Here is a 23,602-nt window from a genome sequence, read left to right as displayed (position 1 = left end):
GGGGCGAATGACCACGTCAGTCCCCGAGGACCACGACGGCCCCCGCGCACCGCCGTCGTCAGATGGCCTTGCCCGGATTCAGTATCCCCTGAGGATCAAACACCTTGCGGATGGCGTGCTGGAGTTCGAGCGAGACGTCGCCCAGTTCTTCCTGGAGCCAGTCGCGCTTGAGCAGGCCAACGCCATGCTCTCCCGTGAGCGTCCCACCCAGACGCTGTGCCAGGTGGAACATCTCGCCGAGGGCCACCTTGGCTGGGCCCTCGGTGATGGATTCCTCCGGCTCCACGACGATCATGGGGTGGAGGTTGCCGTCCGCGGCGTGGGCAACGCTGAAGATTCTGGTTCCTGTTCGCCGGGCGATGTCCTCCAGACCCGCGAAGACGTCGGCGAGCCGGTTCCTGGGCACGCCGATGTCGCCGATGGACACGCGGCCGAGCCGCTCAAGCGAAGGGATCGCGTCTCGGCGGGCGGAGATGAGTGCGGCCGCCGTTTCAGCATCGGCCGCCTTCTCGATGTGGGTGGCGAACGGCTCAATCGCCTGAATGAGGACGTCCTGTTCCAGGAATGCGCCGTACCCGTCGGTCTGTGCCAGAAGGAACGCTCCGCCTTTCGAGCGGTGATTGGTCCCCTTGGCGGCGTCAACTGCTTCCAGCGTGGGCCCGTCCATGAGCTCAAGCACGGAGGGCTGCAGCCGGGCCGCGACAATCGCAGATGCAGCCAGTGCGGCGGCCGCAACGTCAGCGAAATAGGCGGCAACGGTGGCCGTTTGGACGGGCGCCGGGCGAAGCCGCAGCGTGGCCTCGACAACAATGCCAAGGGTTCCCTCGGAACCGATCATCAAGGCGTTCAGGTCGTAGCCGGTGACGCCCTTGATGGTTCTCCGGCCCGTCACCACTGTCCTGCCGTCGGGCAGGACCACCCGCAGCGAGAGAACAGATTCCCGTGTCACACCGTACTTGGCACACCACATCCCGCCCGCGTTGGTGGCCACATTGCCGCCGATGGAGCAGATCGCCGTACTGGCCGGGTCCGGAGCATAAAACAAGCCATGGGCGGCAGCGGCCGCGTTCACCTCAGCATTGAGAACGCCGGGCTCAACCACAGCCAACTGCTCCACGGGGTCAATGTGGAGGATCTTGTTCATCCTCGACAAATCGAGCACAACTTCCCCGGCCCGGGCGGAGGAGCCAGCGGCAAGCCCCGTTCCGGCACCGCGGGGAACCACCGGGACCTTGTACCTGGAGGCAAGTTTCATGGTGTTGACGACGTCGTCCGTGGTCGTCGCATAAACCACTCCGTCAGGCAGGCTCGGCGGGACGTACCCCGAGCGGTCGGTGCTCACCCGCACACGCTCGTCGAGCTCAGTGGACGCATGCACACTGGCCTCAAGAAGCGCTGCAGACGGTAGGAGTTCTGTTTTTGCGTTCATGGAAACCTCTTTGTTTTCATGCCGAATATGGGGACTGTGCCCCAGCTTAGGCTGTGAACGCTACGGAGCGGTCCGAACTCCGTCAAGGAACGTTCGCCGATTGGATGTTCACTCGCGCGAGGATGGTCGCACCAATTGCTGCAGAGCCCTGACAGAATGTAAGCAATGAACAATCAAGAGCGCTACCTCCACGCCTACGACGCACAACTCCGCACCGAGGCTGAAACTCCCAGCGCCGTCAAAGTGCGCATCGAAGGTCCGCTACGGCTCATTACGTTCGCGGGCGGCCGGGGGTTCATCACCTACCAGAACCTTTCAGGCGTGGACGGGCAGGAGATGCCAGCGCTCGTCGCCAGGGCGCTGACGCATTTCAAGGCGAACCCCGAAATCACCAACGTGGAATGGAAGTCGCGCGGCCACGACAACGCTCCGGGACTGCACGAGGCACTGCTGGCTCACGGCTTCGAAGCCGACGAACCCGAATCCATCATGATCGGCCCGCTCGAGGCCTTGGCCCGGGACATGCCCATGCCCGACGGCGTGACGCTGCGGAAGGTGACGTCCGACGCCGATGTGAGGGCCATGAGCGCCTTGGCCGACGAAGCCTTCGGCGAGTCCGTTGACACCCGGGCCGCCGACTCCCTGCTCGCCCGGCTGGACCGCAAAGACGGCATGGAACTTTGGGTGGCTGAAATCGACGGTCGGATGGTCAGTGCAGGCCGGCTCGAACCTGTTCGCGGCACGGATTTCGTGGGGATTTGGGGCGGCGCCACACTCGAGCCGTACCGCCACCGTGGCATCTACCGGGCGTTGACGGCCGCCCGCGCCAAGTCTGCACTGGCCGCCGGCAAGAAGCTGGTGCACAGCGACTCCACGGAGGATTCCCGCCCCATCCTGGAACGCTCCGGCCTGGTCAAGGTCTCCACCACCACCCCTTACAACTGGAAACGCTAAGCAGCGCAAAGGAGATCCAATGACCAACCCATCTCGGCGCTACGCCATGAACTTCGGCTGGGTGTGGGGGCCAAGCAATATGAAGTTGGATAAAAAGGCCAGCGTCGCGCTGGAACTCCGAGGGGCAGATCCGGCGCAGCTCAATAAACTGCTGGACAGTAGGTCGAAGAACTCATCCATGACGAAGAAAGCGATAGCTATTACGATGGCGGCTTCATCGTCGAGGTTCAGTCACGCGGCCAGTGCAGCAAAGACATAGTCTTTTCCTCGGGCGGCCAGGACGTAGCCGATTCGCTCGACTACGCCGTTGACGGGTTCCACGACAGCTTCCTCGAACCCCTTGACACTGCCGAAGTCACGTGGACCGAACTGCCCCTCCGCTCCTGACCGCGACCGTGCGTGTGCCGCACAACTACGCGTCAAGGGAACAATGCTCCACAGGGTACGGTCCGTCGATGGAAATAGAATGCCGGTCCAGGCAATGCGGACACTGTTGGTCATCGAACGTGTCAAGAGTCAACAACTCTTCTGCAACTGCGCTCATTATGCATCCTTACCTCGTCGAGTCACCAGCTTGGCAGCTGAACTTTAACGTAAGGAGATGTTCCGATGAACACAATGCAAACATCGCGGCGACTTCGGCCCAGAACTGAAACGGTGGCTAGGCTAGAGCGCCAACCTCTGCAACCACAATACGTTCGGGCGTGTTCCACGCACGTAATGACGAGGCGCCATCACGAAATGACGGCTCAGAACCAACGAAAATCACTGTCATATCTGCCCAGTCACCGGTGACCAACTCCTCGCATTCCTTCATGTTCACGGCGCCTTCATTGACGACGACGATCAGCTTTTCAGCCCGAGCATCAATGACGACCCTGAGCGCCATAAGGTGAGCCAACAAGCCGCCGTCCAAAGACTCGACACTGACGACGTGCGACGTACGGTCATCGCGCCTGACCACTAAAGAATTGTCGCTGTCCAGATCAGGAACAAAGTGCACCTCAACAGCACTTCCCGTGGCTGAAACAACTCGACTGGAATAGCGGAATCTGCCGCAATCGTCCCCGTCGAGGATCGCGTAGTCCTGCACCCCAGCAGAGCTCAGGTCCATGGGTTCGGACTCAACACGCGGCAGACCGTCTGGGCTCCCACCCCGGTTGAGCGGTGTCTCCAGCTCGCACCGCCACCGAACACCATTTGCTTCGATGGCAGTAACTCCAGAAACGTCCTCCAACAAATCATGATCTGCAAAAATCTGCTGCTCAGACGAAGTGAATTTCAAAAAATCATATTCGTGACCTGACAATATCTGCATGAATCGAGTACGCCCCAACCGTCCTTCAAGAAACCAGTTGGCTTCAGAAATCTCGGATGCGGCTTGATCGACTCGAACCTGAACTTCTTGTTCCTGGCCGTGTTTGAATGTCCGTACTTCTTCACACGAAAAAGTGCCATGTTCAGGACCTGCCAAGAACTCGCGCATAATCCCGAGCATGGCCGGCAGCGCCGCCCGAGCGACCGCCCCGTGTGGGCCTGCAACACGATATTTCGTCAGGTTGGGAATGTCTTTCGCAAACTCAATGATGGATTGGTTGCTCAACTCATCGTCGTTGGTGTAGAAGTAGTCGATGCGTCGACCTTGTTCAAAATATTTCTGAAGCAGGTCCTTAGGCTGTTCCACAGACCTGAGGACGGGATTCGTAAAGAGATTGTCCTTAAAAAATGGTTTGTTGAAATAGTACGGCAAATCCATCTGGGGGACGGCAAGCAATAAACGCGCTTCAGGGAATCCTTGTGCGTAATGCAGGGCAATACTGCCACCCTTAGAGGCCCCGAAGAGCAATATCTCCGCCTGGTCAATATCGTACTTTCTGCGCAGTCCCTCAATCGTGCTATGCACACGATCAAAGAGAGGGCGACCGGAATTGTCAACCATCATATACGAGCCGGCGGCCAGATATCGATCTTGAAAGGCGATCATGAGCGTATCGCTCAAGTCGTTTTCACTGATGTCCTTCAGGTTACTTACTGCATACGACACTCGTGCAGTTGAGGAGCCGAAACCGGGAAACGTGAGGAGAAGCTTTTTGGGGTTCACCTTGTTTCCACGCATTGAATAAAAAACGTCATCGTGCTGGATGACATTGTACTTTAGGTCATATTCAGCCTGTTGCGGTGTAGTGAACGATCCTCGGCTGATGGCCAACTTGTAGGGGACATCGATGTCGAGATGAAAATCGGCCGCCTTGCTCGAGCTAACCACAAAGTTGCGATACTCAAGTGGGTGCCCACCAGCTGGCGCTTCCACTTCATTGCCATAGACAACCTCGTCGCCCATTAGCAGGCGGAACTGTTTACCCTCGTAGGTCTTCCATTGGCGAATCGTCAACTTCGCATAGTACATACCTTGCGGAAGAGTCTCCGAAGCGATGCGCCGAACTTGATCTTCAATACCCCCGCGCCTCAGCAGCTTACGCAGGGCAAGGCCCTCCGGGGCCGCCATGACACCACGCGCAACCGCCTTGCCTGCCGGTGAAAAGGCAGCGGTTTTACCATGGTCCTTAATGAGCTTCTTGAGATTTGATTGCAACGCCATCAGAGACTCAGCATCCTTTCGATGATCTTTGCATTAATTCTTTGGGGGTCGACGCCTTCAAAGAACCGTTCCCGTCGCTGTGAATATTCCACACTGGGTACCGAGTATTGCTCCTTCACGATAAAATCAATGATGTCCGAATGTGCGTTGAAGACTGGCCCTAGGCCGTCCAACCGGTAGTCCAATCTGCTTTCGTAGGGCTGATCCTGAAAAAACTCAACTTCATCCCATTGGTAGTACGAAATAGGTGTCTCAATGAATGCGGCATCCAGAACCGCAGAACTGTAATCCGTAAATACAAATTCAGCCGCCTCAATTGCCGCACGGTAGCTCAAGTCTGATTTGACAATGCGTTCAGAGAAGTGAAACAGGGAAGCCCGTTTGTCCACGTTTGGATGGAGTTTCACTTCCATTGTCTTATCGTTGCTTTTCAGGTATTCGGCAAGACGCCGATCTTTCAATATGGCCTCTATCGATAGATAGTATGACGATTGCATAAACTGTTCGGTCGACAGCTGGTGCAGGTTGAATCGCCAGGTAGGCATGAAAAGTATGTGACCATCGGACGAATCTAGTCGAGACAGCGTTTCATAACGTGGAAGTCCGGAGTTTAGTGTCTCCACCGGCGCCAGCGCGCTAAGGTAGTCGCTTTCAATCCTGCCGGTTGCCACAAATATATCAAAAGGCTTTGAAAGGATCCAATCTTTCATGTCATTGAGCTGAACACCATGCTGTAAGTAAACGAACCGAGAATTAGCAAACGACTTCCCCTTGTATTGGATATTGTATATCTGCGACGAAACCACCACATCAGATATCAGGAACTTCTCATAGAACTCCGTGGTAAAAATGGGGATTAGCTTGAAGCCGCGGCGCTCAAGCCTCTCCCAATCCGGCGACCGGGGGCTCAGCGCGAAATACACTTCGGGGAAATCGGGATGAGCGTTGACGAAGTAGTCGTACAGATATTCTGCGTTGTCGTCTGCCTGTAGCGGCCGATCAAAGAAAATAATGGTTGATTCAGGGGTCACTGGACGACGGTAAAAATCGTAATTGGACGCATCGTTGAATCCAGGCCTGAGGGCTGTGGGTCGATACCGTTTGCCGATCATGAGCTGCTCGGTGTCGAACTCGATTCGATAGAGTTCCAAATCAGCGTCGATTGTTTGTGCACTCTGCTGGTACACGAGATAGGAGTCAGTTCCTGTCAGTTGCTTGAACAGGAATTCTGAAGACCCCGAGTTCGCCAGCCACCTGATCCATGTGCCTTCAAAAGCCTGTTGTGCATCGGTCCGGTCGATGAACTCAAGCAGGTTGTGAGTGGCAACGACATCTCGAAGATGTGCCAAGGACACTCGGGTGACCTTTTTAGTCCGTAGTCCTCGAAGGAACAAAGCCAAATAGCGTAGGAGATAGAGCCGCAGCTCAACCGAGCTCGTTGAATACAACGGCAATAAGCGGCTGATCTCGCTGTCAATAATAATGCCGGTTGCAGCCTTCAAGTCGGATGCCATGGAAAACCCCGTATCCAACGGCTGCACAGTACCAATGGACCAGTACATACGATAGGCAATATAGAGTGCCGAGCGGTCGATATCGTCTATTGCATCAAGTACGTCCACCAGGCGTCTGGTGTTGAACGCGACGCCAAAGACGTCCGTATCTCTGGCGTAGTGGTAAGCACTCCCTAGCCCTGTTGCACGCACATCCGAGGGAATGTTCCCTGTGTAAACCACAGGCTCGGCGAGATAGACCGTGGCTTCTCTCAGCCCCTGCAACAACGCTGGCACATAGTCGTCCGAGACGTCGTGCGACGCACGCATGAAGACGACATATTTGCTGTCGATCGCTCGGCAGTGCTCGGAGATGCTTTTTGTTGTCAGAGGCTCGTCAACGTGCAGAAGTTCAAACAAGTCCTCCGCCTCCAGACGTGCCCCAGCGAGCCTTCGGTACAGTTCTGACTCAAGGTCAGGGGACCCATTCGCCTCGATGACAATCGTGAGTAATGGAATCGAACTGGGCATTAACTTCCTTTGGCGTGGCGCGAAGCGACCAGGTAACGGCACAAAACCAAGGGTTCGCCGGTGCTCCGCCGACACAATATCGACATGTGAAACATTGCATTATGGCAAGAACACCACGTTACATGCTTTTCTTGAGCCTCTCCTGTGTGCCACCGAGCCTGCTCGATGCTTTGGTAGGTGCAGCCGACGTGATCTGGACTGAGTGTGAGTTGGAATCTTGACCACGCTCTCACACTTGATGCGTTCCAAATGGACGTTGGGAACAGCAATTGCCAGTTGTTGCCAGGGCAGCTGTGAGCGTGCGAACTTGGTTGTGGCCAGTGGCCATCAACACTTCGCGTTGGATTAGAGGCTCGGTGACCTGTAGTTGCTCGGACTCCGACAAGGGCTCCAGTGTCCCCCCGCATTTCACAGCCTGCTGCACTGGAAACGTTGAAGCACGACGGCGGGCCGTCCCCTCCCGCGCTTGGCCGTCAGCTGGCCGGGTCGTATCCGAACTGCCGGACCTCTTGCGAGCAGCGACAGGCGACGGCAATCTTGGCGGCCCACTCGAGTGCCGCCTCCCGCGAGGGCAGCTCGAGTACGGTGTAGCCGCCGTTGGGCACCTTGTGGCCTGGGTACGTTCCCTCGGTGACGGTGCCGTCAGCGGCCACGAGCACCGGGTCCACGCCCTCATCGATACCGCCGCCGAAGACGTACACGCCCGCCGCCTTGGCCTCCTCGATGACTGCATGTGAGGTTTCGACCACCGCCTCGAATTCATCCTCCGGGACCACCATGGCTTCAGCGGGGAACGAGATCAGGTACTTGGTCATTAGTGGTCTCCTCTGCTCCGGCGGCACCCGTCGCCGGCTCTTCGCTGCGGCACCGCATTGCGTCTTGCCCGATTATGGCTCCGGATCCTGACAGGGGTCAAGGCTAAATACGGCGCCCGGTCGACGCAACCAGCGCTGCTGGCTTTTCGGTCACAGATGGTGGCATGGGGCGCCAAAATAGGAAATGACGCCGATCCGCTCACTCGCCGCTGGGTACTTCCAGCGGCGCATGATCGGATCGGCGTCACAACCGCGAAAGAGCCCTACTGCTCCTGCATGGGGATTCGAACCCCACGCTCGGCGGCAACCTCCAGCGCTCGGTCGTAGCCGGCGTCGGCGTGGCGGATGACGCCCATGCCGGGGTCGTTCGTCAGCAAGCGGGCCAGTTTTTCGGCGGCCAGCGGGGTACCGTCGGCAACGGAGACCTGGCCGGCGTGGATGGAGCGGCCGATGCCGACTCCGCCGCCGTGGTGGATGGACACCCAGGTGGCTCCGGAAGCCGTGTTGAGCATGGCGTTCAGCAGCGGCCAGTCGGCAATGGCGTCCGAACCGTCCTTCATGGACTCGGTTTCGCGGTACGGTGAGGCGACCGAGCCGGAGTCAAGGTGGTCGCGGCCAATGACAATGGGTGCAGACACCTTGCCTGAGGCAACGAGCTCGTTGAACAGCACACCGGCCTTGGCGCGTTCGCCGTAGCCAAGCCAGCAGATGCGAGCCGGCAGTCCCTCGAATTCAACATGCTCGGCCGCGGCGTCGAGCCAGCGGTGCAGGTGCGTGTTCTCGGGGAACAGCTCCTTCAGCGCCTCGTCGGTGACGCGGATGTCCTCGGGGTCTCCGGAGAGCGCCACCCAGCGGAACGGGCCCATGCCCTCGCAGAACAACGGACGGATGTAGGCCGGAACGAAGCCCGGGAATTCGAACGCCCGCGAATAGCCGCCCTTGCGTGCCTCGTCGCGAATGGAATTGCCGTAGTCGAAGACCTCGGAGCCGGCGTCCTGGAATTCAACCATGGCCTGCACGTGGCGGGCCATCGCATTCTGCGACTTCTTCGTGAAGCCCTCGGGATCGGCCTCGGACTCGGCAGCCCATTCGGCAACCGAGTATTCGGTGGGCAGGTACGACAGCGGGTCGTGGGCGCTTGTCTGGTCGGTGACGATGTCAACAACGAATTCGCCGGCCTGGTGGCGGCGCAGGATCTCGGGGAAGACCTCTGCAGCGTTGCCCACAACACCCACGGACAGCGGCGTCTTTGCGGCCTTGGCCGACAGCACACGCTCAAGTGCGGCGTCAAGGGAAGGTGCCAGCTCATCGAGGTAGCGCTTGCCAACACGTCGCAAGAGGCGCTCCTCGGAAACGTCAACGATCAGGCAGACGCCGCCGTTGAGGGTGACGGCCAGCGGCTGCGCGCCGCCCATGCCGCCGCAGCCGCCGGTCAGCGTCAGCGTGCCGGCCAGCGTGCCGCCGAATCGCTTCTCGCCAATGGCCGCGAAGGTCTCAAAGGTGCCCTGCAGAATGCCCTGGGTGCCGATGTAGATCCAGGAGCCGGCAGTCATCTGCCCGTACATCATCAGGCCCTCGGCCTCGAGCTTGCGGAACTCGGGCCACGTGGCCCAGTCCCCCACCAGGTTCGAGTTCGCCAGCAGCACCCGCGGGGCCCACACGTTGGTGCGGAAAACACCGACAGGCTTGCCGGACTGCACGAGGAGGGTCTCGTCGTCGTCCAGGGTCTTCAGCGTGGCAACAATGGCGTCATAGGCCTCCCAGGAGCGGGCCGCGCGGCCGGTTCCGCCGTAGACCACCAGGTCCTCGGGGCGCTCGGCAACCTCGGGGTCAAGGTTGTTCATGAGCATGCGCAGGGGCGCCTCGGTCTGCCATGACTTCGCAGAGAGCTCGGTGCCGCGTGCTGCACGGATGGTGCGGGAGGGGTCATGCATCGTTGCCATGATGTTTTCCTTAGCTTTTGGTTCTGAGCTGTTGGCCGGAATGCTCCGGCGAAAGTTCTTATGCTCTTATCCAACCCCGGCACGACCCGCAATCCTAGGGGCCCTCATCACCGCGTGTCTGTGATCCAAGACAATCGACTGTTGATGGGGGAAGCACGACGGCGGGACGCCACCTTCCGTGCCCAGCTCACCCAAGCATGTCGCAGCGTAACATCAGCATGGACCTTGGCGGCAGGGAAAACCACGGAACCGGGCTCCATCACATTGCCAGGATCCCCGTGGGCACCAGGTCTGGGAAGGTAACAAATTCAGTTAAAAAGGGATCTAACATCGTCTCAGCATGAACAGTATTGGGAAGGTCATCGCCGGGCGCCGTCCGGAAGGTGGTGGGCACCGGTTCCACGAATAAATAGAAGTAAGTTCCGGCACCGTTGCGCCAATTCGACATGGCAGGTCGCCGCGGTCATACCCTCCAATCTCACCCGCACCCCAGGGATCTTGGACCAAAGCGTGGAACACCACTGGCAGCGAAACCGGCCACAACCCTGCCCCAAACCACCAAATCAACAAAAAGCCGGACTCAGTGGTTCGCCAAACCGGATCGGCGTTCAAGGCAAGTCGCATCGAGCATGGCGGCTTAAATCCCGGTGACGTCTGATAGCGCGTAGGCGGCGCCGTAGCTGACAGACTGGCACTGCCGGGCCGCTATGCTGACGATACCTAGGTCTCCAGGGGCTGTGTGGCCGTCGTCCCAGCGTTGTGTGCGGGCGGGTTCGAAGGATGGTCAGTGTGAGGCGGTGGTTGTGGGGTCAGCAGCTCGGCCCGACTACAAGACGCGAGGATCCCCGCCGCAGCCGTTCCGGTGTGGAAGAGCAAGTCGGCGGCGGCAAGGTTGGGTAGGAAGGGCAGGTTACCCTGTGCGTAGACGGGGTGGTCAAAGTTCTGGACATAGACGGGAATGTGGGCTGCGTCGAATCCGGTCCAGTCAATCACGTGGGTGGCCGTGGTGCTCGTGAGGTGGGCGTCGCCGCCTGCATTTCGGACAAGATCCAACAGCCGTTCTTCCCGTGATCCGATGTGGGGAAGGCAGGTCGCCCGGACGATCCTGACGTTGGATCCAAGATACCGACAGAGCTGTTCGAGCAAGTCCAAATTGTGGTCCACGAGTAGCTCGTGCCGACACTCATAGACTGCTTGAATCCGGGGAAAGACTTCTTCGAAATAGGGCGCCTTGGAATAGTGGTTCTTGATGAAATCCAGGTGGTCGCTACGCCAGTCTGATTCCTGGACAAGCTTGACGTTGTTCAGCATCTGGCGGGTGCCTGTGCTAACCACCGGCACCGTCAGCCATCGGGGCTCTCCCGTCCGCGTCCGGAAGAGCTGACGGGCGTGGAATTCATGCCGCGTGAACTGGACGCTGTCGTACGCAACGAACACGTCGGAGTCCAGGACTTTGGCCATGAGTTTGAGCCAAGGCATGAAGTTCGGCTGGTGTACCGAAACCACCACCATCAGAACACGACCCGGTGGGCGACGAAGCCCTCGGCCGCTTCGGCGGAGATTTCCCGTCCCCGCAGCTTCGTCTGCAGTTCCAAGCCCTCCGGACTTCCATGGAACGGTGACGACCTGATTTGAGAGGCGTGGGCCCGCAGTGCGTCCAGTTTAACAGTCAGGAAATCACTTATGTCAATGTACAGGTTCGGGTGGAAGTGTTCGTGCTCCGGCGCCCAGAACAAGCTGGTGTTGTCATAGCCGAGTACTAACGGGATGAAATGGCGTTCCGCGCGCAATCCAGGCCGAGTCGCGGTCATACTGGCACGGAATAAGGCCTCATGATCTTGGTTATAGCTCATCGAGGGAATGAGCAGCATAGTCGGCTGAACGTGCTCCACGGAAAGTCGTGCATCGCGTTCAATCATTCTGACAAGGTCCCTGCGGGGCACTGTATCGAGGGCCAGATGCATCGACTCCTGGGCGAACATTACATCCCAGTCGTCGACTTTCAACATTTCCATCACCGTGTTGAACTCTTGCCGACGTGTTTCGGCGGTGACCCGGTGCATCATTTCCCCGTTGCTGGATGGTCCGTAGTGGTCGATGCCGCCCAAGGACCCCAGCAACACGTATGCCTCACCCCCGAGGGATTTTATTCTGGCGATCGTACCCGCGCAGCCGTAAGTTTCGTCGTCAGCGTGCGGGGCGATGACCAACACCCGCTGTCCGGACAAAAATCGGTCCCCCCACAAAAGTTCCATTTTCAACTCCTGAAATCTTCGACAGCGTTGTCGCCGCGGATCCGATGTCAGCCTAGATCGTCCCCCAGTAAAAGGAAGTGACTAACGACCGCTGCCCCGCACCGATCCGAAAGGCCAGAATACCGCAAACATCGGATCATCTGCAGGTCATTTATGTACCCGACCACAGACCAACAGGCGGCTATCGCCCGTCTTTTTGGTCGTGTGCGGGTGGCTTTTAACGATGCCCTGGCCCTTCGGAAAGATCATTACGCGGCAACTGGCATGCACCTGTCCAACAAGATTCTCAGCGCGGCTTTGACGGCGTCCAAGCGGACGCCCGAGAGTGAATGGTTGAACGAGGTCTCAAGTGTCCCGCTGCAGCAGGCTCTCCGGGACCTTGAGACCGCTTACACGAACTTCTTCTTTTGCGTGGCGGGGAAGCGCAAGGGGAAAAGGGTTGCCCCGCCCAAGTTCCGGAAGAAGTGCTCATCGGGGTCCGCCCGCTTCACCACTAATCACCACTAACGCCAAGTTCCAACTGTGGCAGGTCAACACCGGCAATGCATTACTCATGCTGCCCAAGATCGGCGAACTGCATCTGGCCTATTCCCGGGTCCTGCCGGCGGCACCGACCTCGGTGACATAGATCCGTGAGGCCAATGGCCGCCACTATGCTTCCTTCGTCGTCAACCCTCACCCTGCTACGACAGCTGCGGGCCCCGCCGCGGACCCGTCCGAGCCCAGCGTGAACTGTCACGGCGAATGAAGGGAAACATGGCCTGCGCGGCAGGATATAAACGTACACGGAGGCGGCTCCCACCATCCAGGCAGAAGCCGCTTCCGTACTGCCCGGACAAGCGGCCCGGCGCCGCCCACCCATAGTGGGGCACCTCAGAGTCCCTTACACGAACGCGGCAATGCCCGTGATGGCCCGGCCGGCCACGAGTGTGTTGATCTCGTAGGTGCCTTCGTAGGTGTAGATGGCCTCGGCGTCGCAGAAGATCTTGGCCATCTCGTAGTCCACCGAGATGCCGTTGCCGCCCAGGATGCCCCGGCCCAGCGCCACGGTCTCGCGCATGCACTTGGTCACGAACGCCTTGGCCATGGCGGAATGCTCGTTGCGCGTGGTCCCCTCGTCCTCCATCTGCGCCAGCCTCACCATCATGCCCATGGACGCCTGCGCGTTGGAGAGCATCGTGACAAGCTGTTCCTGGATCAGCTGGAAGCTGGCGATCGGCTTGCCGAACTGGTGCCGCTCCACCGCATATTTGCGGGCAACGTCGAAGGCGGCCAGCTGGATGCCCACCGCCTGCCAGCCCACCGTGGCGCGCGTGGTCTTGAGGACCTTGTTCGTGTCGCGGAAGCTGTTGGCGTTCGCCAGCTTGTTGAAGGCAGGCACGACGACGTCCTGCAGGACAATGTCGGCATTCTGGACCGCGCGCAGGGCAATGCGATTTTCAATCAAGGTCGCCGTGAAACCTGCCGTGGCGGTGTCCACGAGGAAGCCCTTGACCTGGTCGTCGGCCACGTCCTTGGCCCACACAATCACATAGTCGGAGAACGTGGAGTTGCCGATCCAGCGCTTCTCCCCGTTCAGAATCCAGGAATCCCCGTCCCGGACGGCGGTTGTCCGGGTGCCGCCGGCAACGTCGGATCCTGCCTGCGGCTCGGTGATGGCAAAAACTCCTGTCTTCTTGAGTGCATAAATGTCGGGCAGCCAGGCAGCCTTCTGTTCCTCGGAGCCCAGCAATTCAATGGAGCCGGTGAACAAGCCGTCGTGGCCGCTGAAGAAGGTGCCGAAGGAGGCGTCGACCCGGTGGATGGCGGCCGTGACCATGCCGGCGAACAGGTGCGAGCGGCCCTGGCGGCGCACGGGGCTGATCATGTCCAGTTCGGCGACCTTGGGGATCAGGTGCACGGGGAATTCGCTGCGGTTCCAAAAGTCGCGGGAAATGGGGCGGACGTTGGCCTCCATCCAGTCGCGGATCTCATTGAGCCGGGCCAGCTCGTCGGCGGGCAGCAGGCTTTCAAAGAAGAAGAAGTCGGCGTCGGGGTACGGCAGCTGGGTGGCTGCGGGGGCGGGATCAGCAGCAGCTGCGGCAGCGGCAGTGGTGGGTGTGGTGGCGGCAGTGGGTGTGGCGGTCATGGGAAATCTCCTCCAAGGTGATGGTCGGGATGGCGATTGGCCAAGGCAGGCGGCCGGAGCACAGTCGGCAAGCGCCGCCGTCGGACTTCAGGCTGCGAGGGCGAGATGCCAACGCACCGGCGGGCGCCGCCGTCGAATTACGGCCTGCTTCGAACATAGCCCGAACCCGGAAAGGTTTATGCGCCAGATCACACAAAGCACCCTCTCGTCTCGAATCACAGACGAGATTGGTGAACGGGGCGACCTCTCCCCCGGCCATTCGTGCTCAGATGGACTGAAGAAAAGCAACAGGGGGACACCCAAACTCCAATGGAGGAATGACATGTCAAGAATTCAAACGGTGCGAAAGAGCGGGCCGGCCATTGAACGCCGGTCGATCGACTTCGTGCCGCAACGCGAGCGCCACGGCAAGCCCTTTGGCCAGTTCACCCTGTGGTTCGGGGCGAACATGCAGATCACGGCCATCGTCACCGGCGCCCTCGCGGTGATCTTCGGCTCCGACGCGTTCTGGGCGATCATCGGCCTGTTCATCGGCAACCTGCTCGGCGGGACCGTCATGGCCCTGCACGCGGCCCAGGGCCCCAAGCTGGGCATGCCGCAGATGATCTCCAGCCGCGCCCAGTTTGGCGTGTTCGGCGCCGTCATCCCCCTGGTGCTGGTGATCGTCATGTACCTGGGCTTCGCAGCCACCGGCGCCGTGCTGGCCGGCCAGGCAGTGGAGCAGATCATTCCCACCGGCCACCCCGCCGTCGGCGTCATTCTCTTCGGCGCCCTCACGGTGCTCGTGGCCACCCTCGGCTACAAGTACATCCACGCCCTGGGCCGGATCTCCACGATCGTGGGCATCATCGGCTTCACCTACCTGGCCATCCGGCTTTTCCTGATGCACGACGTCGGCGCCGTCATGGGTGCGGGCACCTTCGCCTTCCCCACGTTCCTGCTCTCCATCTCGCTCAGCGCCGGCTGGCAGCTGACCTACGGCCCGTATGTGGCCGACTACTCCCGCTACCTGCCGGCCAACACTCCGGCCCGCCGCACGTTCATCTCCTGCTTCTCCGGCTCGGTCCTGGGCTCCCAGTGGTCCATGACCCTTGGTGCGTTGTTTGCCGCCGTCCCCATGGCGGCCGGCCACGAGTTCATTGACGAGCAGGTCGGCTTCGTGGGCAACCTGGCCGGCGGCGGCGCGATCGCCGTGCTGATGTACATCGTGATCGTTGTCGGCAAGCTGACAGTGAACACGCTGAACGCCTATGGCGGCTACATGACCATCCTGACCTCCGTCAGCGCGTTCACCCGCCAGCTGCGCTTCGCCCCGTGGGTCCGCTTCGCCTACGTGATCGGCTTCATCACCGTCTCGGTCCTGATCGCGATCGTGGCCTCCGACGACTTCATCTCCAACTTCAAGAACTTCGTGCTCCTGCTGCTGATGGTGTTCATCCCGTGGAGCTCCATCAACCTGGTTGACTTCTACTTCTCCTCAAAGGAAAAGGTCGACGTCCCGGCACTCTACGACCCCAAGGGCCGCTACGGCGCCTGGAACGTCCCGGCCCTGCTCACCTACGTGTTCGGCGTCCTCATCCAGATCCCGTTCCTGGCCCAGCACATGTACACCGGCCCCATCACTCCCCTGCTGGGCGGAGCCGACATTTCCTGGCTCGTGGGCCTGGTCGTCACAGCGCTCGTCTACTACCCGGTGGCCAAGCGGTTCAACCATCCGCCGGCCGAGATGATCTACCCGGCCGACGACGACGCCACCGCCGAACCCGCAACTGCCGCCACCGTCTGACGAAAGAGGAACCATTCATGACCACGCACCTGGCCGTGGCGGAACAGCCCGCCGTCCTGCCCCAGCCCCGGGACCTGGTGGCCTCGCTGCCCGTGTATTCCAAGGCCGGCGGAACCGTCCCGCCCACCTGGCGTGCGTCGTCGAACGAATCCTTCCTCCCGCCGTCGCCGGCGGTGCTGGCCGCCATCACCGGGGCGGCTGCGCACTGCCAGCGGTACCCCACGCTGCAAGGTGACCCGCTCGTTGCGGCACTCAGCGGCAGCTTGGGCGTCGGCGCGGAGCAGCTCGTTGCCGGCGCCGGGTCCCTTGCGGTGCTCCAGCAGTTGCTGACGGCGTTTGCCGGGCCGGGCATGGAGGTGGTTTTTGCCTGGCGCAGCTATGAGGCGTACCCCATCATGGTCCGGCTCACGGGGGCGTGCGACGTCCAGGTTCCGTTGACCGCCGGCCACGGCCACGACCTGCCCGCCATGGCCGACGCCGTCAACGACGCCACGGCCGCCGTAATCCTGTGCAGCCCCAACAACCCCACCGGGACGGTCTTGGGGGCTGCCGAGCTCGAGGACATCCTGGCGCGCATCCCCTCCCATGTGGTGGTGGTCCTTGACCAGGCCTACCTGGAATTCACTGACGACGCCGATGCCTCCTCCCGGCACAGCCTCGCCTTGCTGGCCGCCCACCCCAACCTCGTGCTGCTGCGCACCTTTTCCAAGGCGTACAGCCTGGCGGGCCTGCGGGCCGGGTACCTGGTGGCGCACCCGGAGCTGGCCGCCCATGTCCGGGCGGTGTCGCCGCCCTTTGGCCTGAACGCGGTTGCCGAAGCGGCCGCAGTGGCAGCCCTTGCCGATGTACAGGCTCTGGCAGCAAATGTGGCTTCTGTGCGCGAGGGCCGCACGTCCCTGCACGCCGCCCTGGCCGCCCGCGGATTCGACCTTCCAGCCAGTGGCGGGAACTTCCTGTGGCTGCCCGTGGGCGATTCCGCTGCCTCGCTTGAGGCGGCCTGCCAGGCACAGGAGGTCAGCGTCCGCAGCTTCGCCGGCGAGGGTGTGCGCGTCACGGTCGGTTCACGCGATGCGGAGGCTGCGGTGCTGCGGGCCGTGGATGCGTGGCTGGCCGGCCGCTGAATCGAAGCTCCCGTTGGGCACTCCGCAGCGGGGATCCGGTCCTCCAACAGGCAGCATGCTGCCGATTCACTAAACCGCTGACTCAAAAGTGCTTCACAATCCTCATTTCGGCAATATCCTGCCGAAATGCTGCCAAAGGCATCCTCGTACATCCCAGGCATTCCCCGACAACGGATGCGCCAGCGACCCGCCCGGCCCCCTACCCCGCCAGCACCTTGCCCGGATTCAGGACGCCAAGGGGATCCAGGGCATTCTTGACGGCGGCCATGACGGGAATGGCGGAGGCGTGCTCCTTCACCAGCGACGCCGTCTTGCCCAGGCCGATGCCGTGCTCCCCCGTTGACGTCCCGCCCATCGACAAGGCCCGCACCACAAGCCTGTCGTTGATTTCCCCGGCCGCAGCCATCGCACCGGCATCCCCAGGCGGGAGCACAAAGGCCAGGTGGAAGTTGCCGTCCCCAACATGCCCCACTATCGGCGCCAGCACCCCGTGGCTGTCGGTATCGGCCTTCGTCAGGGTGATGCATTCGGCCAGCCTGGAAATCGGCACACAAACATCGGTGGACCAGGTGCTGGAATCGGGCACCAGGGCCGCGTACGACGGCAGCACGTCATGCCGGGCCCGCCAGATCCGGTCCATATGTTCGGGCTCGTCGGCATAGTCCCAACCGACTCCGCCGTGATGTTCCACGAGCCTGCGCACCGTGGCGGCCTGGTCGGCGATGTTCGCCGCGGAACCCTCAAACTCAAAGATCAGCGTTGGCAGGACGGGAAGCGCCAGCCCGCTGTAGCGGTTGACGGCGTCGACAGTGACGTCGTCGAGCAGTTCAACACGGGAAATGGGCACCCCGGACTGAAGCGCCGCCAACACCACGGCCGTGCAGTTCCCCAGTGCGGGAAAGGAACAAATGGCCACGCCGGCCGCCTCGGGAATGCCGTAAACGCGCAGAGTGACCTCCGTCAGGATGCCGAGAGTCCCCTCGGCGCCCACAAACAAGTGCGTCAGATCGTAGCCGGCCGCCGACTTCCGCGCGCGCCCCCCGGTCTTGATGACGGATCCGTCCGCGAGGACCACCGTCAGGCCCAGAACGTTTTCCTTCATCGTCCCGAACCGGGCGGCTGTCGTGCCGCTGGCACCCGTGGACGCCATGCCACCAACGCTGGCATCCACGCCCGGCCCCACGGGGAACCTGAGCCCGTGCCCGGCCAGCGCCGCATTGAGGGAGCTCTTCATCACGCCTGCCTGAACCGTGGCGTCAAGGTCACCGGCACCAATGCGCAGGATCTTGTCCAGGCCGGACAGGTCCAGGCAGATGGAGTCGGCCGTGCTGTTGGCCCCGCCCTCCAGCCCGGTGCCTGCGGCGATCGGCACGGCCGGCACCCCGTGGTGCGAGCAGATGGCCAGGGCGGCGGACACGTCATCGGTGCTGTCGCAATGAACGACGGCGAGGGGTGGCTCCCAGGGCAGGTGCGACCTGTCGTGCGCCCTGGCTGAGCGGACGACGTCGTCGGTGGACACCTTGGCCCCGAGCGCGGCCACCAGGGCCTCAAGAACTGCGGGGACGGGGTTGGCCGGGAGGACTGTCATGTCGGGCTTCCTTCGAGTGGCGCGGGCGGCGCTGCAGCGCAGTGCCGCGGCTTTACCGCCACGATACGCACCGGGAGCGAACTTGTCCGGCCATCGCCCCGACGGGGCGTGGATTCTCAGATACGAGACACTTTGACCGGGCGCCACTGGCTGCCGATGCGCCGCAGCATCAGCCGCTGGGGCGCAGCCGGCGGGAAATCTCGGTCGCGCACCGGGACACCTCGGGCAGCCACTGGGTGGCCAGCTCTTCCAGGTGGACGGTGCGTTCCTGGACCACGCCCTCGGCGGCATTGCGGGCCGCAGCGGCCGGGCTCAGCGCCGGCCGGTTGGCCACTGTGAGCGTCACGCTGGCCACGGCCAGCCCGCTCCGGTCCAGCACGGGCACGGCCAGGCTGGAAAAGCCGTCGGTCACCTCATCCTGTTCCCAGGAGAAGCCCCGCTCCCGGATGCTTTCCAGCAGCTCATTGAGCGCGGGCACCGAATGCACGCCCGTCTCGTACCTCGTGGGGAACGCTTCCGGGCCCGGGTACAGGGCGGCGAGCTGCTCCGGCGTCATGGAGGCCAGCATGGCACGGCCGCTGGCCGTCAGGTGGGCCGGCAGCCTGACACCGGGATTGGTGACAAGCGCGCTTTGCCGCCTGGCTCGTTCCTCAATGATGTAAATAACTTCACGCCCGTGCATGACGGCAAGGTGCGCCGTGCGCTTGGTGCGCTCAACCAACTGCGCAATGGGGAACCGGGCGAGCCGGTGCAGCGGCGCCTGGCGGCTGTAGCCCGTGCCCAGCTCATGGGCCGTGACCCCGAGGGCATACTTTCGCTCTTCGGGCAGGTGCACGACAAATCCGTCATCGACCAGCGCCGCCAGCAGGTGATACGTGGTGGAGCGGGGCAGGTCCACGTCCCGGGCAATGGCGGCAGCGCCCACCGGCCCCGCCTGCGAGGCGACGTAGCGGAGCACTGACAGCACATTCTTGGCGGCCGGAACCTGCGGCAAATTCTGCGAGACCATGGTTCCATGATAGCCGCATCGCGTCTGTGATCACAGACGAATTGGACGATCTTTGTTCGTGGGGTGGCTGCATTCGATGCTGTGATGGACATAACGCCTCCCGGGACTGCCGGGCCGCCACTTTCGAAGGAACGCATCTGCCATGACCTCCGCACCCCTCCCCGCTGCCGCAACTGAATCTGCCGACCTGAACCGCCCGGGATCCTTGGAGGGGCTGCGGGTCCTTGACCTGTCGCGGGTGCTGGCGGGCCCGTTCTGTGCCATGATCCTGGCGGACCTGGGTGCGGAGGTCATTAAAATTGAAAGCCCCGACGGCGACGACTCCCGCCACTTCGGGCCCTGGTACAACGGGGAATCCGCCTACTACCGGCTGTTTAACCGCAGCAAGTATGGCGTCACCATGGACCTGAAGGATGTCGAAGTGCGTGAGCAGCTGCTGGCCATGGTCCGCCGCTCCGACGTCGTCATTGAGAATTTCCGCCCCGGCGTCATGGACCGGCTGGGCCTGTCGGCTGAGAGCCTCCTGCAAGCGAACCCGCGGCTCGTCATCGTGAGCATCTCCGGCTTCGGCCAGAACGGCCCGCTGCAAAAGGCCCCGGCCTACGACTTGATCGCGCAGGCCATGAGCGGGCTGATGTCCATCACGGGCTGGCCGGACGGGCAGGCTACCCGGGTGGGCATCAGCATAGGCGATGTCATCCCCGGCCTGTACGGCGCCATTGCCGCATTGGCTGCCATCAATGAACGCCACCACACGGGCAGGGGCCAACACATCGACGTCGCCATGTTGGACAGCCTCGTCTCCGTGCTGGAATCTGTGGGCATGCGAGCCCTCCACGGCGAGGAGCCCGTGGCCTGCGGCAACGACCACGCCATGTCCACTCCGTTCAGCACCTACTTGACCGGGCGCGGCTCCATCGCGATCGCCATTGCCGGGGACCGCCTGTTCCCCCGCCTCACCGAAGCCCTAAACCGTTCAGAGTGGCTTGAGGATGAGCGGTTCAAGGAACAAACCCGCCGCAACGAATTCCCTGTCGAATTCCGGGCCGCCCTGGAGGAGGCGCTGAGCCCCTTCACCGATGATGAGGCAATCGAGCTGCTCACAGCCCACCATGTGCCGGTATCCAAGGTGCACACCGTCAACGAAGCCCTCAACAGCGAGCACTCCGAACACCGAGGCACAGTGGCAACGGAGTCCGACGGCTTCAAAACCCTGGCCTCACCGCTGCGCCTGACCGGCTCCGTGGCACCCTCCCCCGCCCCGACCCTGGGCCAGCACAACGACCTGATCACGGACTGGATGGAAGGCCCCGAGCGCACGGGATTCTAACGCCGCGCCGCCCGCCAGTTCGTGGTAATTTTCCGGCCCCGGTAGACTGAAGGCCGACCCAAGCATGGGTGGTCCAACCCTGTCCCCTGCATTTCTGGAGCCTAATGACACCGCCCCGCAGCACCCCCGCGTCACCCGAAGAGCCCACTCCCGCCGGCCAGCCCACGCCCACCCGGCGCAACAAGCCGACTGGACAGGGGCAGGCCCGGCGACTGAAGCGGGCACCCCAGGGACTGTTTCACACCAGGCGCCTGATCGCCGGCGGTGTTGCCACCGTAGTCGTTGCCGTGGCCGCCGTCTCGCTTGTGTTTGCCGGCATGCCGCTGCTGGACAACTTTGCCGGCGGTCCTGAGGAAACCCCTACTCAGCCCCCCGTCGTCGTCACCACGCCGGCAACCCCTGAGACGTTCCCCACGTTTGAGCGCCAGGATTACGTTCAGCCGGAGGTTCCTGCAAGCGCGACGGGTCAGATCGAGCCGTCGACCATCACCGTCGGCTCGGACCCGACGGGAGAGAAAATGGCCCAAGGCCTGTCTGGCCTCTCCATGGACACCGACCACATGATTGACGTCCAGATGAACCCCGACCAGTCAAACCTTGCTGAGCGCCTGAAGATGGCTGGCAGCCCCGTGATCCGCTTCGGGGGCCAAGGCGCTGACCGACGCTTCTTCTGGACATCAACGGACGAGGCCATCCCAAACTGGAAGGTCATACCGGCGTACCCCAACGACAAGCGCAAAATCGTTAAGGTCACCCCGGACGTGCTGAAGAACGTCAACCGACTTCTGGAAGAGGGCGATGCCCGCATCCTGATTACCGCTGACATGGGCCACCTGGATGCCGCGCGTACAGCCGACTTCGCCAAGTATGCCCACGAGATCTTCGGTGAACGCCTCGTCGGCATGAGCCTGGGCAACGAACCGAACGGCTGGGGCGCCAGCGCCAATGTCTACAGGACCCTGCGTGCGCAGCCCTGGTCGTTTGAAAAGTACATTGCCGAGGCACTGCCGGTGGCCCAGGCCGTGAAAGACACCGTACCCGAGGTCAAAATCGTTGGTCCCGACGTTTACACGGAAGGTTGGTGGAAACAATACGTAGCCGCAGAGGTTCCCAACCTCGAGGCCCTGGCCTTCCACAATTACCCGTTGTCCGTCTGCACCCCCGCCGAAGCAGGCAACCCGCAGGAACGCACCATCGCCAACATGATGTCCCGCCAAAGCAACGACGGCTCACGCGAATACGCTGAAGCCGCCGTAGCGGTTGCCGAGCCCGCCGGCTTGATGACATGGAACACCGAGACCAATGCATCCTCCTGCGGCGGCACCAGCCCCACCACCAAGAACCACGCCACCGGCCTCTGGACCCTGAACTACGCCCTGACCCAGGCCGAAGCCGGAGTCAGCATGCTCAACTTCCACGGAGGACTGGAAGCCTGCTCGGGTGGCGCACCCATGTCTCCCCTGTGCGATACAGGCAGCGTCGGCAAGCCCACCGGCGACATGACCATGCGCCCCGGCTTCTACGGCATCATGATGACCAACAAACTCGGCGCAGGCGACTTTATGCGTTCCTCGATGACAGGCAATGAAAACATCTATGCCTACCCCGTCAAGCACGCCGACGGCACCATGAGCGTCATGGTCGTCAACCAGAACGACCCCACGACACAGGCACCCGCCGAGGTCACGCTGACACTGCCCACCCAGGCCGCAACGGGCACCATGACCCAGATGGCCGGCGCCAGCTTCGACTCCGAGGACACCACCCGCATCGACGGCCTGGAATCCAACGGCGAACCCCTCGAAACCCAGGGCAAGATCCCCACTTTCACCGCCGGCGACCAGAAATTCACCATCGCCCTGAACTCAGGAACGGCAACCATCCTGAACTTCACGTTCTAATTTCCCCCAGGGAAACGATCAACCCACGACGGCGGCACCCAGTGCCGCCGTCGTGTCACCTCTGCGCCTGTCCACGGGCGGAGCGACCACCAAACTTCCGCCGTTAGAATGAGCCAATGCCTGCCCTGAGAAAACCACGCAAGAAAACCGTCGTCATTGCGGGCGCGGTCCTGCTGGCGCTCTTCTTGGGCTGGCTGATCGCCGCCTTCCAGCTCTTCTATAACGTCCACACATCGGCACCCAAGCAGGCTGACGCGGTGGTGATGCTGGGCGGCGCCAGCAAGGAACGCTTGCTGGATGCCATGATGCTTCGCTTCGAACTGGATGCCCCGTACCTGGTGATCTCCAACACGCACACCCCAGGCAATGCCAGCGCTGACGACTACTGTGACACACACAGCAACAAGGCCGTCTACGCAGACGTAGTCTGCTTCTCCCCCGACCCCATGGACACCCGGGGCGAGGCTGTAGCCTTGGCCAGTCTCGCTGCCGAATACCAGTGGAAGAACATCACTGTTTTTACCTCGAGCTACCACATTGAACGTGCCGGGACACTAATGCGACAGTGCGTCAATGCGGACGTCACCATGATGTCAACTTCACCCCAATTCACGCCATGGCAGTGGTTCCGCAGGTTCGTCATTGAGACAGGCGGACTCATCGATGTGAACATGAACCCGCAGTGTGAATCGCTCATCCCCAACGAAACAGATTAGGACG

The 23,602-nt window shown here is 61.7% G+C and carries 18 protein-coding genes; 8 read left to right on the top strand and 10 right to left on the bottom strand.

The genetic code is table 11. The annotated features are described in order from the left end of the window. Positions 1–58: 58 nt before the first annotated feature. Positions 59–1,429 (bottom strand): FAD-binding oxidoreductase, encoded by a 1,371-nt coding sequence (locus AC1L6K_RS09420; RefSeq protein ID WP_480952430.1) that lies wholly within the window; start codon positions 1,427–1,429, stop codon positions 59–61. A 165-nt stretch (positions 1,430–1,594) separates the two neighbouring features. On the opposite strand from AC1L6K_RS09420, the gene AC1L6K_RS09415 reads away from it, so the two are divergent. Together AC1L6K_RS09415 and AC1L6K_RS09410 are read left to right on the top strand one after the other, a co-directional pair. Continuing rightward, positions 1,595–2,383 (top strand): GNAT family N-acetyltransferase, encoded by a 789-nt coding sequence (locus AC1L6K_RS09415; RefSeq protein ID WP_480952429.1) that lies wholly within the window; start codon positions 1,595–1,597, stop codon positions 2,381–2,383. Between the two features lie 19 nt (positions 2,384–2,402). Beyond that, positions 2,403–2,642 carry a hypothetical protein gene (locus tag AC1L6K_RS09410; protein WP_480952428.1) on the top strand — a complete coding sequence of 80 codons (240 nt, stop codon included), beginning with the start codon at positions 2,403–2,405 and terminating at the stop codon, positions 2,640–2,642. 402 nt (positions 2,643–3,044) lie between these two features. Here AC1L6K_RS09410 and AC1L6K_RS09405 read toward each other — a convergent pair whose 3' ends face one another. The 6 genes from AC1L6K_RS09405 to AC1L6K_RS09380 all read right to left on the bottom strand — a co-directional run bounded on the left by AC1L6K_RS09405 (position 3,045) and on the right by AC1L6K_RS09380 (position 12,019). Then, on the bottom strand, positions 3,045–4,982 hold the full coding sequence (locus AC1L6K_RS09405) for a hypothetical protein (protein ID WP_480952427.1): 1,938 nt from the start codon (positions 4,980–4,982) through the stop codon (positions 3,045–3,047). After that, the gene (locus tag AC1L6K_RS09400) at positions 4,982–7,006 is read right to left on the bottom strand and encodes a CDP-glycerol glycerophosphotransferase family protein (protein ID WP_480952426.1); all 2,025 of its coding nucleotides are present in this window, start codon (positions 7,004–7,006) and stop codon (positions 4,982–4,984) included. Before AC1L6K_RS09400 ends, AC1L6K_RS09405 begins: the two co-directional genes overlap by 1 nt. Before the next feature lie 473 nt (positions 7,007–7,479). Continuing rightward, positions 7,480–7,821, bottom strand: a complete 342-nt coding sequence (locus AC1L6K_RS09395; protein ID WP_480952425.1) for a YciI family protein — start codon at positions 7,819–7,821, stop codon at positions 7,480–7,482. 263 nt (positions 7,822–8,084) lie between these two features. After that, positions 8,085–9,764, bottom strand: coding sequence for a urocanate hydratase (gene hutU / locus AC1L6K_RS09390; RefSeq protein ID WP_480952424.1), 1,680 nt, complete (start codon positions 9,762–9,764; stop codon positions 8,085–8,087). Positions 9,765–10,484: 720 nt separating this feature from the next. After that, the gene (locus AC1L6K_RS09385) at positions 10,485–11,243 is read right to left on the bottom strand and encodes a WbqC family protein (RefSeq protein WP_480952423.1); all 759 of its coding nucleotides are present in this window, start codon (positions 11,241–11,243) and stop codon (positions 10,485–10,487) included. A 32-nt stretch (positions 11,244–11,275) separates the two neighbouring features. Then, positions 11,276–12,019 carry a PIG-L deacetylase family protein gene (locus AC1L6K_RS09380; RefSeq protein ID WP_480952422.1) on the bottom strand — a complete coding sequence of 248 codons (744 nt, stop codon included), beginning with the start codon at positions 12,017–12,019 and terminating at the stop codon, positions 11,276–11,278. Positions 12,020–12,172: 153 nt separating this feature from the next. Between AC1L6K_RS09380 and AC1L6K_RS09375 the strand changes: the two genes are divergently transcribed. After that, a complete protein-coding gene (locus AC1L6K_RS09375; protein WP_480952421.1) occupies positions 12,173–12,526 on the top strand; it encodes a helix-turn-helix domain-containing protein in 354 nt (117 codons plus the stop codon). Between the two features lie 376 nt (positions 12,527–12,902). Here AC1L6K_RS09375 and AC1L6K_RS09370 read toward each other — a convergent pair whose 3' ends face one another. Continuing rightward, positions 12,903–14,147 (bottom strand): acyl-CoA dehydrogenase family protein, encoded by a 1,245-nt coding sequence (locus AC1L6K_RS09370; RefSeq protein WP_480952420.1) that lies wholly within the window; start codon positions 14,145–14,147, stop codon positions 12,903–12,905. Positions 14,148–14,469: 322 nt separating this feature from the next. Here AC1L6K_RS09370 and AC1L6K_RS09365 point away from each other — a divergent pair, with 322 nt between their 5' ends. Both AC1L6K_RS09365 and AC1L6K_RS09360 read left to right on the top strand, forming a co-directional pair. Beyond that, positions 14,470–15,933, top strand: a complete 1,464-nt coding sequence (locus AC1L6K_RS09365) for a purine-cytosine permease family protein (protein WP_480952419.1) — start codon at positions 14,470–14,472, stop codon at positions 15,931–15,933. A 17-nt stretch (positions 15,934–15,950) separates the two neighbouring features. Further along, positions 15,951–17,054 (top strand): histidinol-phosphate transaminase, encoded by a 1,104-nt coding sequence (locus AC1L6K_RS09360; RefSeq protein ID WP_480952418.1) that lies wholly within the window; start codon positions 15,951–15,953, stop codon positions 17,052–17,054. A 199-nt stretch (positions 17,055–17,253) separates the two neighbouring features. Here AC1L6K_RS09360 and AC1L6K_RS09355 read toward each other — a convergent pair whose 3' ends face one another. Both AC1L6K_RS09355 and AC1L6K_RS09350 read right to left on the bottom strand, forming a co-directional pair. Next, positions 17,254–18,642 (bottom strand): FAD-binding oxidoreductase, encoded by a 1,389-nt coding sequence (locus AC1L6K_RS09355; RefSeq protein ID WP_480952417.1) that lies wholly within the window; start codon positions 18,640–18,642, stop codon positions 17,254–17,256. A 169-nt stretch (positions 18,643–18,811) separates the two neighbouring features. Then, positions 18,812–19,651 carry an IclR family transcriptional regulator gene (locus tag AC1L6K_RS09350; protein WP_480952416.1) on the bottom strand — a complete coding sequence of 280 codons (840 nt, stop codon included), beginning with the start codon at positions 19,649–19,651 and terminating at the stop codon, positions 18,812–18,814. A 142-nt stretch (positions 19,652–19,793) separates the two neighbouring features. Here AC1L6K_RS09350 and AC1L6K_RS09345 point away from each other — a divergent pair, with 142 nt between their 5' ends. The 3 genes from AC1L6K_RS09345 (at position 19,794) to AC1L6K_RS09335 (ending at position 23,598) form a co-directional block, all read left to right on the top strand. Beyond that, the gene (locus AC1L6K_RS09345; protein WP_480952415.1) at positions 19,794–20,981 is read left to right on the top strand and encodes a CaiB/BaiF CoA transferase family protein; all 1,188 of its coding nucleotides are present in this window, start codon (positions 19,794–19,796) and stop codon (positions 20,979–20,981) included. 104 nt (positions 20,982–21,085) lie between these two features. Next, positions 21,086–22,882 carry a hypothetical protein gene (locus AC1L6K_RS09340; protein WP_480952414.1) on the top strand — a complete coding sequence of 599 codons (1,797 nt, stop codon included), beginning with the start codon at positions 21,086–21,088 and terminating at the stop codon, positions 22,880–22,882. A 116-nt stretch (positions 22,883–22,998) separates the two neighbouring features. Further along, the gene (locus AC1L6K_RS09335) at positions 22,999–23,598 is read left to right on the top strand and encodes a YdcF family protein (RefSeq protein WP_480952413.1); all 600 of its coding nucleotides are present in this window, start codon (positions 22,999–23,001) and stop codon (positions 23,596–23,598) included. Positions 23,599–23,602 lie beyond the last annotated feature (4 nt).

The organism is Specibacter sp. BI4 (assembly GCF_056680095.1).
This window is presented reverse-complemented; position numbering and strand designations above follow the sequence as displayed.

Excerpts from the sequence above, each read along its gene's own strand:
- AC1L6K_RS09420 (WP_480952430.1), bottom strand. The coding sequence starts at position 1,429 with ATGAACGCAAAAACAGAACTCCTACCGTCTGCAGCGCTTCTTGAGGCC.
- AC1L6K_RS09415 (WP_480952429.1), top strand. The coding sequence starts at position 1,595 with ATGAACAATCAAGAGCGCTACCTCCACGCCTACGACGCACAACTCCGC.
- AC1L6K_RS09410 (WP_480952428.1), top strand. The coding sequence starts at position 2,403 with ATGACCAACCCATCTCGGCGCTACGCCATGAACTTCGGCTGGGTGTGG.
- AC1L6K_RS09405 (WP_480952427.1), bottom strand. The coding sequence starts at position 4,982 with ATGGCGTTGCAATCAAATCTCAAGAAGCTCATTAAGGACCATGGTAAA.
- AC1L6K_RS09400 (WP_480952426.1), bottom strand. The coding sequence starts at position 7,006 with ATGCCCAGTTCGATTCCATTACTCACGATTGTCATCGAGGCGAATGGG.
- AC1L6K_RS09395 (WP_480952425.1), bottom strand. The coding sequence starts at position 7,821 with ATGACCAAGTACCTGATCTCGTTCCCCGCTGAAGCCATGGTGGTCCCG.
- hutU (WP_480952424.1), bottom strand. The coding sequence starts at position 9,764 with ATGGCAACGATGCATGACCCCTCCCGCACCATCCGTGCAGCACGCGGC.
- AC1L6K_RS09385 (WP_480952423.1), bottom strand. The coding sequence starts at position 11,243 with ATGCCTTGGCTCAAACTCATGGCCAAAGTCCTGGACTCCGACGTGTTC.
- AC1L6K_RS09380 (WP_480952422.1), bottom strand. The coding sequence starts at position 12,019 with ATGGAACTTTTGTGGGGGGACCGATTTTTGTCCGGACAGCGGGTGTTG.
- AC1L6K_RS09375 (WP_480952421.1), top strand. The coding sequence starts at position 12,173 with ATGTACCCGACCACAGACCAACAGGCGGCTATCGCCCGTCTTTTTGGT.
- AC1L6K_RS09370 (WP_480952420.1), bottom strand. The coding sequence starts at position 14,147 with ATGACCGCCACACCCACTGCCGCCACCACACCCACCACTGCCGCTGCC.
- AC1L6K_RS09365 (WP_480952419.1), top strand. The coding sequence starts at position 14,470 with ATGTCAAGAATTCAAACGGTGCGAAAGAGCGGGCCGGCCATTGAACGC.
- AC1L6K_RS09360 (WP_480952418.1), top strand. The coding sequence starts at position 15,951 with ATGACCACGCACCTGGCCGTGGCGGAACAGCCCGCCGTCCTGCCCCAG.
- AC1L6K_RS09355 (WP_480952417.1), bottom strand. The coding sequence starts at position 18,642 with ATGACAGTCCTCCCGGCCAACCCCGTCCCCGCAGTTCTTGAGGCCCTG.
- AC1L6K_RS09350 (WP_480952416.1), bottom strand. The coding sequence starts at position 19,651 with ATGGTCTCGCAGAATTTGCCGCAGGTTCCGGCCGCCAAGAATGTGCTG.
- AC1L6K_RS09345 (WP_480952415.1), top strand. The coding sequence starts at position 19,794 with ATGACCTCCGCACCCCTCCCCGCTGCCGCAACTGAATCTGCCGACCTG.
- AC1L6K_RS09340 (WP_480952414.1), top strand. The coding sequence starts at position 21,086 with ATGACACCGCCCCGCAGCACCCCCGCGTCACCCGAAGAGCCCACTCCC.
- AC1L6K_RS09335 (WP_480952413.1), top strand. The coding sequence starts at position 22,999 with ATGCCTGCCCTGAGAAAACCACGCAAGAAAACCGTCGTCATTGCGGGC.